Origin of the sequence: Acinetobacter sp. AS23 (assembly GCF_023612055.1) — a bacterium.
GTDB lineage: Bacteria > Pseudomonadota > Gammaproteobacteria > Pseudomonadales > Moraxellaceae > Acinetobacter > Acinetobacter oleivorans.
On record NZ_CP082274.1, the window covers coordinates 1,862,835 to 1,878,342 of the forward strand.

Genomic DNA, 15,508 nt, shown 5'->3' on the forward strand with positions numbered 1-15,508 from the left:
ATGTCTCAAAATTCTATAGACGTACAAAGTTTCATTGATGAAATACCGCTATCGTCTTTGCAAAAATTAATCATGTGGTTGTGTTTTTTGATTGTTGCGATTGATGGTTTTGATACCGCAGCAGTTGGGTTTATTGCACCTGCTTTAAAGGCAGAATGGGGGTTACAAGCAACCGATTTGGCACCTTTATTTGGCGCTGGCTTGTTTGGACTGATGGCCGGCGCACTCATTTTTGGGCCGTTATCCGATAAATTAGGCCGTAAACCGATTTTGATTGGTTCGGTCATTATGTTTGGAATTGCCAGTGTTTTTGCCTCTTTTTCAGCAGATTTACAAACCCTGATTATTTGGAGATTTCTCACTGGTTTGGGCTTAGGTGGGGCTTTACCTAATGCAATTACTTTAACCTCTGAATATGCGCCTACATCTCGTCGCTCTAATCTTGTAACCATGATGTTCTGTGGCTTTACTGTTGGTTCTGCTCTTGGTGGCATTTTTTCGGCTCAGCTACTTCCCCATATTGGCTGGCACGGTATTTTGCTCATTGGGGGAGTGTTGCCTTTAGCGACTGTACCTTTCTTATATTTCTTATTACCTGAATCTATTCGATTTTTAGTGCTTAAAAAGAAGGGCACCGAGAAAATTGAAAAGATTATTCACCGTATCGCACCACATTTAAATAGTACTCCTACATTGGTTCCAACAGTTAATGAAGTCGAAAAATCAAGTTTGAAAGATTTGTTTAATAAAGGCTTTGCTTTAGGCACTTTTTTGATTTGGTTTACCTTTTTTATGAGCCTCCTCATTATTTATATGATTTCAAGTTGGATGCCTACTTTATTAACCAATGAGGGTTTTAATTTATCCAACGCGTCATGGCTGACTTCAATTTTTCAAATAGGTGGAACCATTGGTGCGATTGTCTTAGGCCTGCTAATGGATAAGATGGATGCAACTAAAATTTTAAGTACGGCTTATATTTTTGGTGGTTTTTTCCTGATTTGTTTAGGGTTTGGAATTGAACAGGCAAATACGGCTTTATTGATGTTTGCCATGTTTGGGGTAGGTGCAGGAATTAGTGGTTCGCAAGTGGGAGCAAATGCTTTTGCATCTAGTTTTTATCCAACACATTGCCGTGCAACAGGGGTAAGTTGGGCCAATGCAGTAGGGCGCTCAGGATCGATTGTAGGGTCAATTATGGGCGGCTGGTTAATGTCATTAAATCTCTCCAGCTTTGAAATTTTAAGTATTTTAGCGATACCTGCATTTTGTGCCGCTGTTTCGTTGTTACTCATTAAACGTTTAAAGAAAAATCAGTCTCAAGTTTTAGTCGCTTCGAATTGAGATAAGACGATTCCACCGAACAAATATATGTCTGTGCCAAAGGATGGCGCAGACAATAATTAAAGGATGATTTGTTTCATGAAATATTTAAAGTTTTCTACTCTTTTAGTTATCTGTAGTGGTCATTCATTATTGTGGGCAGCAGATACCACTCAACAAAGCGAAGATGAATGGAAATTCACTTTAAAAAATGCCTATATCAACCGTAATTTTGATAATGATTCACTCAAAGATACGGGTAGCTGGTCTCAGGCAGCCTCATTATTTTATAAATCGAAAATGCATGATACCCCACTGCAAATTGCAGACAAACCGATTACGATTGGTGCAGATGCTTCTGTTCAATACGCAGTTCGCTTGAGTTCAGACAAGCATGTTGCGGACACGGTTTTGCCTTTTAATAAAGAAACTCAGTCACAAGCATCCGACTTTTTAAAATATGGTGCCACTTTAAAAGTGGGCTATGACAAAACCCTTTTAAGTGTCGGTGAACTCTGGTTAGACCTGCCTGTAACAGCTGTTGATGCCAGCCGACAATTACTTGCCTCTTATTGGGGAACCAATCTTAAGTCACAACTTTCAGATCAGCTTTATACTGAAATTGGACGAGTGGAAAAAGTCTCGCCACGAAATGAAGAAGACTTTAAAAAGTTTTCTTTCACATCAAACGGAATTACTAAAGAATCTGATGGCTTAAATTATATAGATCTGCGCTATCAATTTACGCCGTCACTCAAGGGCGAATACTACTTTGGTAACTTGGAAGACCTCTACAACAAACACTATGTAGGGCTTGAGCATAATTGGAAACAACCTAATTTTGCGCTTACTTCTAAGTTTAAATACTTCAATGCAAAAGATGACGGCAATACTTTTGATATTGATGCGCAAAACATTGGAGTACTAGAAACACTTAAAGTAAAAAATCATACCTTTGGTTTGGGTTACCAGCAAATTATGGGTGAATCGGCTTATCCATTACCAGATGGTTTCTTACCAGAGACCTATTTCATTAACTGGAATGCAACAGGTTTCTTTAAAGAAGACGAAAAGTCCTATCATGTGATGTACGGCTATGACTTTAAAGACTATGTACCGGGCCTAAATGCGATGGTGAAATATGTTTACGGCCATGACTTTAAAACAGCCAATGGTGAGAAAAACCATGAAACCGAGTCGAATGTGATTTTAAATTATGCGTTTCAACAGCCGTTCTTAAAAGGCGTGGCCCTGCAATATATTCGGATTGATTACAACGTTAAACATGGCAATGACTTTGGTGAAGACCGCTTGTTTGTAAACTACACTAAAAAGTTTTAAAGACTTTTTTAAAGTTCATCATTAAAAAAGAGACCGTAAATGGTCTCTTTTTTCTCTCATATTTTAAAATTTAGACTATTTATTCGTATCAATAGAGACTAAAACAGATAAACCAGGACGTAATAATTTAACGTCTTTTTGATTTTCAATGAGTTTGACTCGTAAAGGGAGGCGCTGAACAATCTTGGTAAAGTTACCAGTCGCATTGGTCGCAGAGATCGGAGAGAAAAATGCGCCAGTAGATGGAGAGAAGCTGTCTACAACTCCTTTTAGCTCAACGTTATAAGCATCTACATAGACATTAACAGGTTGTCCGATCTTAATTTGTTTTAGCTCAATTTCGCGGAAGTTTGCTTCTACATAGACTTGGTCTAAAGGCACAACCACCATGAGTGGATTACCAGCACTCACAAAGTTACCTACGTTAGCTGACTTTTGACCGATCATGCCATCAATAGGCGCACGAACTTCTGTATAACTCAAATTCAGTTTTGCTTTATCAAGTGCCGCCTGTGCTTGTTTAAGGGCAGCTTGTTTGGCTTGTACCTGAATCTTATATTGGTTGAGCTGATACTGTGCATCAATCACTTTTTCTTTACTGCTGTCTAAGTCAGCATATTGTTCAGTCAATGTAGTCTTAGATTGCTGTGTAATTAATCTAGACTCGGCCCCAAGTGCCTGTAGTTGCTCATAACGCGCCGTATTATCTTTTGTGAGTTTAATTCCAGCTTCTACTTTTCTAAGTTGAGCCTCAGTTTCTCGAATAACAGTGGGTTGTCTATCCACTGCGAGCATCGCTTCGCTCAGGTCGGCTTGTGCTTTTGCATAATTAGATTCAGCCTCAGCCAAAGCAGCTTGATAATCACGTGCATCAATCCTTGCTAAAAGTTGGCCTTTTTTTACGGTCTGATGATCTTTAATATAAATTTCCTCAATATTGCCAGATACCTTAGGGGCAATAGTTGAGTACTCTACATCTACACGTGCATCTTCTGTTTCAACAACCGAAGAAGGTAAAAATATAAGTTTTAAAACCCACAAAATAGATGCTAAGACAATAATAAACGCAATAGCCATAACCCAATGCTTTTTGAGAAATTGCACCTTGGTTAACTTTGGTGGTTCTGTATGGGTGGTGTCTTGGGCTTCGAGAGTACTCATAAAGATTTTCCTGAGTTATGACTATTCATTAACTTAATGAGAGCAATACGTGGCGGATAAGTTCGAACTGGCAAAATCAACATCACGATGAACAAAATAGCGGTAAGGCCAGCTAAGATGAGATATTGATCGCTAATAACTAAAACGGATTGTTGCGCTTGAATCGCAGAATTTAGGGCAGATAAACCACCTGAAACACGATCTGCACCATTTGCAGTGAGCACAGGTGGAGTAAGTGGGTTAATAACAGGGCCTTGAATATTTTGGAAAACATGTTGGGCAGTATTTTCAATCAGTCGTGTTGAATGGTATTCACCGCGAACTCGATTGACCCAGTCCAAAATACAAACACCCAGTACCCCGCTAATAGCACGCGGGGTATTAATCATAGGGGATGCATAAATTGCCATGGTTGGGTGAACACTGTTTGTACCCATCATTAAGAGCGAGAGCACGACACAGGTTTGTCCCAAACATGAGATTGCGTGCCAAAAATAAAATTGATCTTGATTCCATGTAGTATCAAGTTGGCTTGCACCTAGGCAACCCGCGATGACCAGAAGTAAACCAAACCCATGCACATATCGGCTATCCACCCAAACTTGATTTAAAAGCTTCACAACAATAGGAATATAGATAAATTGCAATGCCGCAATTTGTAAGCCAATCCACATGGTCTGAGTGGGTTTATAGCCATGCACAGCACTTAAGTAATTTAGTGGTAATGTGCTGGTGGACATACCAATAATGACAAAGCAAAAGAGTGCGAAAACAGCATAAGCAAAATTTCTGATTTCGAGCATTTGCGGTTTAATGAGTGGTGACGGATAGCGCCATTCATGTATGAAAAACCAAGGTAAAGTTATTGAACTAATTAAGGCTAATACACAAATTAATTGGGAATGGAACCAATCTAAATGATTGCCATGCAACAACATGGTGCTCAGGCTCGCTAAGCTAATAATTGCTAAAATGGCACCCATCCAATCGTAAGTTTTTATTCTTGAATAATTCAATGGATCTTGGGGAATACCAAAATAAACCAGCGCAGCGCTTAGCGCACAAAAAGGAATGGTTTGGAAAAATATCATTTTCCAGCCAACTACATCTAAATAAAATGCAGAGAGTGCGGCACTTAAGTTGGGGAAGAACGTCGCAGTTAATGCATAGCAGGCGAGACCCCATAGCCGAATATCAGGTCCTAAAAATCTAAGTGCGCAGGCCATGAGCAAAGGAATAGTTAAACCATTGGCGAGCCCTTGTAAGCCACGCAATAAATAAAAGATTTCGATATTTGGACTAAAAGGAATTAAAACGCTAGAAAAGAGACAAAGTCCTATAGCAAAAAGCAGAACTCTGCGCATAGAAAAAATTACCGCCCAACTGGTAGACAGAATCATGCCAATAATCATGGCACTTGCGTAAATACTGTTGACCCAATAACCAGAGTCAACACTAATTCCCATCGCGCCACGAATGTCGACTAAGGTAATGCTCGTGATTCGGTTATTAAATTCAACAGTCATTGCAGCAAAAATTGCACCTGCTAAACCGATGAGTGGCTTTGTATTCATTTTTTACCTTAAGTCTTAAACATCCATTCATTGCACGGAGCAGATATTTGCTGTACTGTACCGATCGGTACTCTACTCTCTAATTAAATTTCCGTCAATTCTCGATTTTGAAGTTTTCGATGAGTTACACTTAGATAGAACGAAATCGCTAAAATTTTTATAAGGTTAATATGTCAGTTTCAACTAAAGCTAATGAAAAAGATCAAAAAATTCTGGATGCGGCAACCAAGTTTTTTTTGATTCACGGTTTTAGTGGAACAACGACAGATATGATTCAAAAGGAAGCGGGTGTTTCAAAAGCAACGATGTATGGTTGCTATAAAAATAAAGAAGCGATGTTTGCTGCCGTCATTGAACGTCAATGTACCAACATGCAAAAACAAATTATTTTAGTTGAGACAAAAGCTGACAATTTACGCTCAGCTCTAACTGAAATTGGGAAGACCTATCTGTGTTTTATATTATCGCATTCAGGTTTGGCTTTTTTTAGAGTTTGTATTGCAGAAGCGGTAAGGTTCCCAGAGTTATCTGAAAAATTCTTTGAATTGGGTCCACAGCGTCTGGCAAATATCATTGCAGGATATCTAGAAAAATCCGTTAAACAGGGCGAAATTGAATTAAGCTCTTCTTCAGAAGTTGCTGCGAATATATTTTTATCGCTATTAAGAAGTGATGCTCATCTAAAATGTTTGACACATCCTGATTATTTAATATCAGAGAATGAAATTAGTAGTTGGGTTGAATATGCAGTTGATTTATTTTTAAAAAATATCAATTACAAACCAAATTAATTTAGGGAGTTTTATTCTATCTATAAGCTCTGGATGTAGAAGTTAAAAAGAGACCAGCGAGTAGTCTCTTTTTTTAATTGATTAGATCGCTTCTCTGGTCATCTCATCATTCACCAATCTTAAAATCTGCAATGGGTTGCTGTCTTTTAAAGCTTCCGGCAATAAACTTTGCGGATAGTTTTGGTAACACACAGGGCGTAAGTAACGGTCAATGGCCAAGGTTCCAACAGAAGTTCCTCGGGCATCTGAAGTTGCTGGATATGGTCCGCCGTGCACCATGGCATCACACACTTCAACACCCGTTGGATAACCATTTATGAGTAATCGTCCAGCTTTCTCTTCTAACACTGGAACCACATCTGCAAACTCGGTTAAGTCTGTTTCATCAGCAATTAACGTCGCAGTCAGCTGACCATTCATGCTTTGTAATGCCCGAATGAGTTGGGCTTTATCTGCCACTTCAATGACCACTGTTGCTGGTCCAAAGATTTCTTCTTGCAGAAGCTGGTCGCCTGCTAATAAGAGTTCAACATCCGCTTTAAAAAGTTGAGGTTGTGCCTGATTGCCTTGCTGGGTTTGACCTGCCAAATGTTTAATGCCTTGATGCTGGGTTAAATGCTCAAGACCAGCGGTATAGCTTTTTAAGGTTCCGGCATTGAGCATAGTTTGTGCAGGTTTGCCATCCATAATTTCAGTCAGGTTGCTAATGAGCTGAGTAAACTCGGCTGATTTAATCCCTAAAATTAAACCTGGATTGGTACAGAACTGACCACAGCCTAAAACGACTGAATCTGCCAAATCCTGTGCAATCTTTTCACCACGGTTTTTTAAGGCTTCTGGCAACATCAGCATCGGGTTAATGCTGCTCATTTCAGCAAACACCGGAATCGGTTGTGGACGGGCTGCGGCCATATCACATAAAGCGCGACCACCACGCAGTGACCCCGTAAAACCTACAGCCTGAATTGAAGGATGTTTCACCAGTGGTTCACCCACGCCATTACCATAGATCATGTTAAATACGCCTTTAGGCATATTTGATTTTTCTACAGCACGTTCGATTGCCTGAGCTACGAAGTCCGCTGTCGCCATATGTCCGCTATGCGCTTTGACTACCACCGAACAACCAGCTGCCAGTGCCGAAGCTGTGTCACCACCCGCAGTTGAGAATGCTAAAGGAAAGTTACTTGCCCCAAAGACTGCCACAGGACCAACACCGATTTTAATCTGGCGCAAATCTGGGCGAGGTAAAGGCTGACGCTCAGGTAAAGCGGTATCAATACGGGCACCTAAAAAACCACCACGGCGTAACACTTTGGCAAACAGGCGCATTTGTCCACTGGTACGGCCACGTTCACCTTGTAAACGTGCAAGCGGTAAAGCCGTTTCCTGTGAGACGATTTCTAGAAAATCTGTGCCCAAGGCATCAAGTTCATCGGCAATATTTTCTAAAAAGGTAGCACGCTGTTCAGGTGAAGTATGGCGGTAAGTCTTAAACGCTTGACTGGCTACTTCACAGGCCTGATTGACCTCTTGCTCGGTTGCATGGTGAAATTCATAAGGCAAAGTTTCGCCAGTCGTTGCATTGACACTTTTTAGTAAAGTGGAACTTTGTGCACTACGTGAACCGCCAATAAAGTTGTGTCCGATAATGGTCATAATAAAATCCTGAAATTAATGAGAATGCCGTGGAAGGTTATTTTGATTGACCACACGCATGTATAACGTTGCAGGCTCTAAACAGCCACCCGTTGATAATTGGCCAACCATGTTGCGATACATTTCTTGCCAAGGCGTTTGAGATGTAGATACAGTTGGTTTCCATTCCTCGCGGCGTTTGTCTAACTCTTCGTCTGAAATGAGGACATTTACGGAGCGTTTATTTAGGTCAATGCGCAAACGATCATTGGTTTTTAGTAAAGCAATGCCACCGCCTACCGCTGCTTCGGGTGACATATTTAAAATAGAAGGGCTAGCAGATGTTCCGCTTTGACGGCCATCACCTAGACAAGGCAGTGAATCGATGCCTTTTTTAATTAATTCCGCTGGAGGAGCCATGTTTACCACTTCCGCACTGCCCGGATAACCAACTGTACCAGCACCTCGAATGACTAAAATACAATGCTCATCAATGTTTAAATCAGGATCATTAATTCGGGCATGGTAGTCTTCGGGACCTTCAAAAACGATTGCACGTGCTTCGAAGCTATTTTCATTACTTGGGTCAGATAAATAGGTTTTCTTAAATGCTTCACCCACAACAGACATTTTCATAATGGCGCTGTCAAAGAAATTACCACTCAGCACGATAAAACCTGCGCCATGTTTCAATGGTTGTTCATAAGGGAAGATGACATCTGCATTTGAGGCTTTTGCATTTTTAGCAATTTCTCCCATCGTTTTACCGCTGACTGATGCACAGTCTTCATGTAAAGCGCCGGCCTTTTGTAATTCATGCAAAACAGCAGGAACACCGCCAGCTCGGTGAAAACCTTCACCCAAATATTTACCCGCAGGCATACAGTTCACAATGAGCGGAATGTTTTCTCCAACGCGTTGCCAGTCTTCTAAACTCAGCTCAATACCCATATGACGAGCAATTGCAATTAAATGAGGAGGGCAGTTACTTGATGCACCTAATGCTGAGGCTACAGCAATGGCGTTTTCAAATGATTGTTTATTCATGATTTTAGATGGTCGTAAATCTTCTAAAACCATTTCACATATTCTTTTGCCAGTCATATAGGCCATTTGCCCACGTTCGCGATAAGGCGCTGGAATGCTTGCACATGTCGGTAAAGACATACCTAAAGCTTCTGCTAATGCATTCATTGAAAGTGCAGTACCCATGGTATTGCAATGCCCAACTGAAGGTGAGGCGGAAGTCGTCATTTCCATGAAGCCTTCATAGTCGATTTCACCTGTGGCAAGTAAATTTCTTGCATGCCAAAGTACTGTACCCGAGCCAATTAACTCACCTTTAAAGTGACCATCTAACATTGGACCGCCAGATAAAACAATAGCTGGTAAATCTGTTGTTGCTGCCGCCATTAAACAAGCAGGAGTAGTTTTATCGCAGCCAGTTGTTAGCACAACACCATCGAGTGGATAACCATGTAATATTTCAACTAAACCTAAGTAAGCTAGATTTCTATCGAGTGCAGCTGTAGGGCGTCGAGACTGTTCAGCAATTGGGTGAACGGGAAATTCCATAGGAATACCGCCAGCATCACGAATGCCTGCTTTCACACGTTCAGCAAGCTCTTTGTGGTGACGGTTACATGGGGTCAAATCACTACCAGTTTGTGCGATACCAATAATAGGCCGGCCTGATTGTAGCTCGGCACGGGTCAGGCCATAATTCATGTAACGCTCGACATAGAGTGCAGTCATGTCAGCATGTGTAGGATCATCAAACCATTCTTGGCTGCGTAAAAAAATCCGTTTATCTTGATCATTCATTTTTAGATCCTTCTACTGATCTCGCTCAGCAATTTAATTTTTCAAGTGATGAATATTACGATTGAACCGGTCGATAATACGTGAAATTTATAGTAATTCGCGTTGTTTTAAATTGTGCATCAAAGCATTTATGCCAAAATTCCACGGCATTGCTTTATCACTGGTCATGACTGTGTTGTATAAAGTGCCGAGCTTTGGCGAATGAATACGAACGACATCTCCCACTTTATGGGTAAAGCCTGCACCAGCTTGTTCACGGTCTTGGGTAGGTGCAAATAAAGTACCCAAGAACAAAACAAAACCGTCTGGATATTGATGATTTTCATTCAGTGTTTGTTGAATTAAATCTTCTGGATCACGACTAATTTGAGACATAGAACTAATGCCATTCAGCACAAAGTTATCTGTACCCTGAATTTGCAATTCAACATCACAAGCACGGATATCATTTAAAGTAAAAGTATGATCAAAAAGACGAATAAATGGACCAATCGCACAAGATGCGTTGTTATCTTTTGCTTTACTTAACAACAAAGCACTACGACCTTCAAAGTCGCGCAAATTAACGTCATTACCTAAAGTAGCGCCTAAAATTTTACCTTGGCTATTTGCAACTAATACGACTTCCGGTTCTGGATTATTCCACTCAGACTTTGGGTGAATACCAATATTTTGGCCTGTTCCCACAGCTGCTAAAACAGGTGCTTTGGTAAAAATTTCAGCGTCGGTACCAATACCTACCTCAAGATATTGAGACCACATTTTTTGTTCAATTAAATATTCTTTAAGTTGAAGTGCCTTTTCAGAACCGGGTTCAATTGTTTTTAAATTATCACCAATTACGCCTTGCACAACTGCACGGATCGATTGAGCTTTTTGTGCATCGCCGCCCGCTTGTTCTTCAATTACTCGCTCTAACATGCTTGCCGCAAAAGTAACACCAGCTGCTTTAATCACTTGTAAATCAATAGGAGCTAAAAAATATGCCTTGTTTGTATCCGGCTCAGCGACAGTATTGGCAAATAACTCATCAATTGACCCAACTAATTTTCCTTCAATTTCAGATAAAGCTTTTAAAAGATCCGAACTTTCAAGTAACTGAGAAATCGTGTGGAACTTTTCAGAAATATCAAAAACCTGATCGCCTTTTAAAAGAATCGGAGATGGACCGGAAATTTGATTTGGAATCCACGCGCGACCAATTAAACATCCTTGAGTAGTATCGTTTGGTAATGAGTTCTGGGAATTTAACGTAAAGTTCATTTAAAGCGTCCTTCTTTTATTTGAAATCATGATATGTTTCTTATTTAATAAACACCAATCGTAATAATTTAATTATTAATAACGAAAAGTTATCGAAAAGGATTTTTGAAAATGGCGGATTTAACTTACGCAAGTTTAAATAATTGGTTGAAATTCAAACACCTGGTATTGTTGGAAACTTTGGCGAGAACCAATAACATGCATTTGGCAGCCGAGCAGATGAACCTGAGTCAGCCCGCGGTGAGTAAAATGCTAAAGGAAATAGAAGGTTTACTGGGCTTTCCTGTTTTTGAACGACTACCTCGAAATATGCCAGTAACGGCTTTAGGCGAACATGTAATTCGATATGCCCAGCGTGTATTAAACGATGCAAAGCATTTTGTCGAAGATATTGAAATTTTACGGTTAGGCGGTCACGGGTTTTTAAAAGTAGGTGGTATTTTTGCAGCAACCGCGGTGGTGATACCAAATTCAATTATTGAGATTAAAAAACAATGGCCGTTACTTTCTATTGATGTTGTTGAACAGACCAGCGACCATTTAATGGAAATGCTAAGTGAACACACTTTAGATTTAGCTATTGGCCGTTTTACAGATGTGACGCAAAGCCAGTTTTTTGATTTCCAACCTTTAGGCCCGGAGCCGTTTTGTATTGTTGTTAATAATGCTCATCCATGTGCCAAGAAAAAGTTTTGTACATTAGAAGAATTATTAAATTGGCCATGGGTACTCTATCCTAAAGGCACGCCAATTCGACAACGTATGGAAGGCGCATTTGCCCGAGCAAAAGTCAAAATTCCTTTAAATACGGTTAATACCATGTCGATGCAGACCTTCTTACAGATATTAAAAGGGGCACCTATGGTGGGGATGTTGCCCGAAGCGATGGTGATTGATCAGGTAAAAGAAGGGCAATTACAGATTTTAGAAACAGATCTAATTTTAGATGCACAGGATTATGGTATTTTGACGCGTAAAAATGAACCAGTTTCTGATATTGCATCGGCATTTATTAATATCTTGCTTAAAAATGCGAAACGTAAATAAACGACCGAGCCTCAAACCATGATTAGATTTGAGGCTTTAAAATTAAAAGAAAAACCTACTTTGTTTAGTAAATTTATAAATATAAAACTGATATTAAAAAGTTATCAATATTTAGAAATTATTCATTGGAAATTATTGAAAGGAGTCCTTATCGTTTAATTCACGACAATTACAAAAGTTTTTAAGTGAATAAAAACTAGGAAAGGACCTCTGTATGAATGTGCTAATCACTGGTGGAACAGGTTTTATTGGAAAACAAATTGCTAAAGAGATCTTAAAATCTGGCAGTTTGACTTTAGATGACAATAAACCTGAACCCATCGATAAAATTATTCTGTTTGATGCATTTGCTGGCGATGATTTACCGCAAGATCCAAGAGTTGAAGTGATTGTCGGTGATATTACCGATAAAACTACAGTTGCTCATATTACAGAAAATATTGATGTCGTTTGGCATTTGGCTGCTGTGGTGAGCTCAGCAGCAGAGGCCGATTTTGATTTAGGTATGGATGTTAATTTGTATGGACTCTTAAATTTATTAGAAGAATTAAGAAAGAAACAAACCACGCCTCGGGTTATTTTTGCTAGCGGCTGTGCTGTATTTGGTGGCCAATTACCAGAAGTTGTGACAGATGAGACAGTGGTTACACCAAAGTCCTCTTACGGCATGCAAAAAGCAGTAGGAGAATTGCTGGTCTCAGATTACTCAAGAAAAGGCTTTATTGATGGCCGTATTTTAAGATTACCGACTATTGTGGTTCGTCCAGGTAAACCTAATAAAGCTGCATCAACATTTTTTAGTTCGATCATCCGCGAACCGTTAAAAGGTGAAATGGCTGTTTGCCCAGTCCAGTCAGATACACCTGTTTTTGTTACTTCACCACGACGTTGTGTTGAATCAATGATTAAAGCTGCATCAATTTCTTCAGATGTACTTCAAGATAACCGAATTATTCCACTACCTGGATTAACAGTTACCGTTAAACAAATGCTTGAGGCGCTTGAAAAAGTCGCAGGCAAAAAAGCAACTGATTTAGTGCAATGGCAAGAAGACAAAACCATTCAACGTATTGTTCAAAGTTGGCCTGTTCAGGTGAAAGCTGAATATGCTGAATCTTTAGGTTTCCAAGCAGACGAAAATTTTGAAAGCGTGATTCAGGCACATATAGAAGATACCCAAAATTAATGGCAGTGATCGCCAATTGATGTGAGAGTTATTATGGAAGATATCAAAAATGTAAGTGCTCTCGAAGAGCAGACAATCAAACGTATTTCGAATCGAATTATCCCGTTTCTCATTATTCTATTCATTATGGCATTCCTAGACAGAACCAATATTGGTTTTGCTGCATTACACATGAATGATGCACTTGGAATTACTCAAACCATTTTTGGTCTAGGTGCGGGAGTTTTTTTTCTAGGTTATTTTATTGCCGAAGTACCAAGTAATATCTTGCTTCATCGTTTTGGAGCACGAATTTGGATTGCTCGAATCATGATTACTTGGGGAATTATTGCTGGACTCATGGGTTTTATTCATAGCGGTACGCAGTTTATTGTTTTACGGTTTTTACTTGGAATTGCTGAAGCGGGCTTCTTTCCGGGTGTGATCTTTTATTTAACCTTGTGGTTTCCTGCAAAATATCGCGCTCGTGTTTTTGCCACGTTCTATCTAGGATTACCAATTGCTCAAATTATTGGAGCACCAATTTCAGTCGGTCTTATGCAATGGGGCAATACCATTGGTTATGAAGGTTGGCGTTTAATGTATATCCTAGAAGGTATTCCATCCATTATTTTGGGATTAATCTGTCTAAAATATTTAACCAATAACCCAAAAGAAGCAGAATGGTTAACGGCTGAGCAGCGCCAATGGTTAATGTCTACACTAGAGCGCGAAGAAAGAGAAAAAGAGCAGTCGAGTGAAGCTGCTTTAACAAAAGGAGAAATGATCAAACAAGTGTTTAAAAATCCTTTAGTGTGGATTATGGCAATTGTTTACTTTGGAATCACCTCTGGTTCAAATGCAATGTTTTTCTTCTTACCAAGTGTTTTAGAGTCATTCCGTAATACATTTGGTATGCAAATTAGCCTTATTCAAAATGGTTTACTTACAGCAATTCCATATGCATTTGCAGCTGTTGGTATGGTTTTATGGAGCCGCCGTTCTGACCGTAAACAAGAGCGGTATAAACACGGTGCTTGTGCTGCACTTATGGCGGCTTTTGCAATTGCGATTGCACTAATTGTAAATCAACCTTGGGCAATTATTGTGGGCTTTATTCTGCTCGCGATTGGTGTATTTAGCGCAATTAACATTTTCTGGACTATTCCTGGGCAAACTCTAACGGGGGTGGGAGCCGCTGCTGGAATTGGATTAATTAACTCGGTGGGTAATTTAAGTGGTTTTACTGGCCCATATTTAACTGGATATTTATATACGACCACAGGCACTTATACAGTCGCATTTCTTGCGATTGCTGGCTTTGTAGCAATGGGTGGTTTGGGCTTGTTGTTATTAGCAAAGTTAAAATCGAATAGTTTAAAAGTAGAACAGCAGCAACTTAAAGTTCGAACTGCTGCGGAGATAAAATAATGGCGACCATCGGGTTTGTGGGTACAGGTATTATGGGACTACCGATGGCTATGCATTTACTAAAAGCAGGCCATCAAATTAAGGTTTGGAATAGAACTTCTTCTAAAGCAGATAGCTTAAAAGACGCGGGTGCTCATCTTTGCTTTGAACTTGAACAAGTTGGAAAAGATGTAGATTTTTTGATTTGTATGCTCAGCGATGGAAAAACCTGTGATGAAATGCTATTTAAAGAACACGGTGCAACCTCTCAGTTAAAACCTGAAAGTACGGTTATTGTCATGAGTTCGATACCCGTTGAAGTTGCAAAAGTACAAGGTGATAAATGCAGAGAACGAGGGCTTAAATATTTAGATGCTCCTGTTTCTGGCGGTGAAAAAGGTGCTCAAAATGCAAGTCTTGCCATTATGGTGGGCGGTGAAGCTAAAATATTTTCACAGGCTGAAACTATTTTACGTGCAATGGGGCGCCCAATTTTAGTAGGTGGTGCTGGCTGTGGAATGCTCGCAAAACTTGTGAATCAAATGATTGTAGCAACTACCATTGCAACTGTAAGCGAGGGCTTATTACTGGCCAGTAAAGCAGGCGCTGATCCTATTAAACTAAAACAGGCACTCACAGGAGGCTTTGCCGATTCTCCAATTTTACAGCAGCATGGTGAACGTATGCTAAATCGAGATTTTAAACCAGGTGGCACTGCTCGAAACCAGCATAAAGATATTCATACAGCCGTTAGCTATGCCAAATCACTAGAGTTAAATTTGCCAATTGCTCAACAAGTCAGCCAATTATTTGAAAATATGCTTGCTGCCGGAGACGGGGAGCTGGATCATTCTGGTTTAATTCGTGAACTTGAGCGAATGAATCCAATGTAATATTGCTTTAAATTTAGCGGTATTTGATGACAGACATAATCAGGTACCGCTTTTTTTATGGTTAATACTAATACCTTG

Annotated in this window: 12 protein-coding genes; 7 read left to right on the top strand and 5 right to left on the bottom strand. The window is 39.8% G+C overall.

Features of this window, described 5'->3' with window-relative positions; translation table 11 throughout:
• Both K6I41_RS08750 and K6I41_RS08755 read left to right on the top strand, forming a co-directional pair.
• On the top strand, positions 1 to 1,344 hold the full coding sequence (locus K6I41_RS08750) for an MFS transporter (RefSeq protein WP_250375659.1): 1,344 nt from the start codon (positions 1 to 3) through the stop codon (positions 1,342 to 1,344).
• Between the two features lie 78 nt (positions 1,345 to 1,422).
• The gene (locus tag K6I41_RS08755; protein WP_250375660.1) at positions 1,423 to 2,664 is read left to right on the top strand and encodes an OprD family outer membrane porin; all 1,242 of its coding nucleotides are present in this window, start codon (positions 1,423 to 1,425) and stop codon (positions 2,662 to 2,664) included.
• Between the two features lie 75 nt (positions 2,665 to 2,739).
• Here K6I41_RS08755 and K6I41_RS08760 read toward each other — a convergent pair whose 3' ends face one another.
• Both K6I41_RS08760 and K6I41_RS08765 read right to left on the bottom strand, forming a co-directional pair.
• Positions 2,740 to 3,825 carry an HlyD family secretion protein gene (locus K6I41_RS08760; protein WP_250375661.1) on the bottom strand — a complete coding sequence of 362 codons (1,086 nt, stop codon included), beginning with the start codon at positions 3,823 to 3,825 and terminating at the stop codon, positions 2,740 to 2,742.
• The gene (locus tag K6I41_RS08765) at positions 3,822 to 5,399 is read right to left on the bottom strand and encodes an MFS transporter (RefSeq protein WP_250375662.1); all 1,578 of its coding nucleotides are present in this window, start codon (positions 5,397 to 5,399) and stop codon (positions 3,822 to 3,824) included. The genes K6I41_RS08760 and K6I41_RS08765 overlap by 4 nt, the downstream gene beginning before the upstream one ends.
• Before the next feature lie 170 nt (positions 5,400 to 5,569).
• Between K6I41_RS08765 and K6I41_RS08770 the strand changes: the two genes are divergently transcribed.
• Positions 5,570 to 6,190 (top strand): TetR/AcrR family transcriptional regulator, encoded by a 621-nt coding sequence (locus tag K6I41_RS08770; protein WP_250375663.1) that lies wholly within the window; start codon positions 5,570 to 5,572, stop codon positions 6,188 to 6,190.
• Between the two features lie 81 nt (positions 6,191 to 6,271).
• Here the strand turns inward: K6I41_RS08770 and K6I41_RS08775 are convergent, their stop codons facing one another.
• From K6I41_RS08775 to K6I41_RS08785, 3 genes are all read right to left on the bottom strand, one after another.
• On the bottom strand, positions 6,272 to 7,849 hold the full coding sequence (locus K6I41_RS08775) for an aldehyde dehydrogenase (NADP(+)) (RefSeq protein ID WP_250375664.1): 1,578 nt from the start codon (positions 7,847 to 7,849) through the stop codon (positions 6,272 to 6,274).
• Positions 7,850 to 7,864: 15 nt separating this feature from the next.
• Entirely contained in the window at positions 7,865 to 9,652 is a 1,788-nt protein-coding gene (locus K6I41_RS08780) for an IlvD/Edd family dehydratase (RefSeq protein ID WP_250375665.1), read from the bottom strand.
• A gap of 87 nt (positions 9,653 to 9,739) precedes the next feature.
• On the bottom strand, positions 9,740 to 10,915 hold the full coding sequence (locus K6I41_RS08785) for a fumarylacetoacetate hydrolase family protein (RefSeq protein ID WP_250375666.1): 1,176 nt from the start codon (positions 10,913 to 10,915) through the stop codon (positions 9,740 to 9,742).
• Positions 10,916 to 11,026: 111 nt separating this feature from the next.
• On the opposite strand from K6I41_RS08785, the gene K6I41_RS08790 reads away from it, so the two are divergent.
• From K6I41_RS08790 to K6I41_RS08805, 4 genes are all read left to right on the top strand, one after another.
• The gene (locus tag K6I41_RS08790) at positions 11,027 to 11,962 is read left to right on the top strand and encodes a LysR family transcriptional regulator (RefSeq protein ID WP_005305546.1); all 936 of its coding nucleotides are present in this window, start codon (positions 11,027 to 11,029) and stop codon (positions 11,960 to 11,962) included.
• Between the two features lie 214 nt (positions 11,963 to 12,176).
• Positions 12,177 to 13,148 (top strand): D-erythronate dehydrogenase, encoded by a 972-nt coding sequence (gene denD, locus K6I41_RS08795; RefSeq protein WP_013197806.1) that lies wholly within the window; start codon positions 12,177 to 12,179, stop codon positions 13,146 to 13,148.
• Between the two features lie 33 nt (positions 13,149 to 13,181).
• On the top strand, positions 13,182 to 14,558 hold the full coding sequence (locus tag K6I41_RS08800; RefSeq protein ID WP_151767578.1) for an MFS transporter: 1,377 nt from the start codon (positions 13,182 to 13,184) through the stop codon (positions 14,556 to 14,558).
• Entirely contained in the window at positions 14,558 to 15,430 is an 873-nt protein-coding gene (locus K6I41_RS08805; RefSeq protein ID WP_250375667.1) for an NAD(P)-dependent oxidoreductase, read from the top strand. Before K6I41_RS08800 ends, K6I41_RS08805 begins: the two co-directional genes overlap by 1 nt.
• The last annotated feature ends 78 nt before the right edge of the window (positions 15,431 to 15,508 follow it).

Excerpts from the sequence above, each read along its gene's own strand:
- K6I41_RS08780 (WP_250375665.1), bottom strand. The coding sequence starts at position 9,652 with ATGAATGATCAAGATAAACGGATTTTTTTACGCAGCCAAGAATGGTTT.
- K6I41_RS08765 (WP_250375662.1), bottom strand. The coding sequence starts at position 5,399 with ATGAATACAAAGCCACTCATCGGTTTAGCAGGTGCAATTTTTGCTGCA.
- K6I41_RS08760 (WP_250375661.1), bottom strand. The coding sequence starts at position 3,825 with ATGAGTACTCTCGAAGCCCAAGACACCACCCATACAGAACCACCAAAG.
- K6I41_RS08790 (WP_005305546.1), top strand. The coding sequence starts at position 11,027 with ATGGCGGATTTAACTTACGCAAGTTTAAATAATTGGTTGAAATTCAAA.
- K6I41_RS08770 (WP_250375663.1), top strand. The coding sequence starts at position 5,570 with ATGTCAGTTTCAACTAAAGCTAATGAAAAAGATCAAAAAATTCTGGAT.
- K6I41_RS08805 (WP_250375667.1), top strand. The coding sequence starts at position 14,558 with ATGGCGACCATCGGGTTTGTGGGTACAGGTATTATGGGACTACCGATG.
- K6I41_RS08775 (WP_250375664.1), bottom strand. The coding sequence starts at position 7,849 with ATGACCATTATCGGACACAACTTTATTGGCGGTTCACGTAGTGCACAA.
- K6I41_RS08755 (WP_250375660.1), top strand. The coding sequence starts at position 1,423 with ATGAAATATTTAAAGTTTTCTACTCTTTTAGTTATCTGTAGTGGTCAT.
- K6I41_RS08785 (WP_250375666.1), bottom strand. The coding sequence starts at position 10,915 with ATGAACTTTACGTTAAATTCCCAGAACTCATTACCAAACGATACTACT.
- denD (WP_013197806.1), top strand. The coding sequence starts at position 12,177 with ATGAATGTGCTAATCACTGGTGGAACAGGTTTTATTGGAAAACAAATT.
- K6I41_RS08800 (WP_151767578.1), top strand. The coding sequence starts at position 13,182 with ATGGAAGATATCAAAAATGTAAGTGCTCTCGAAGAGCAGACAATCAAA.
- K6I41_RS08750 (WP_250375659.1), top strand. The coding sequence starts at position 1 with ATGTCTCAAAATTCTATAGACGTACAAAGTTTCATTGATGAAATACCG.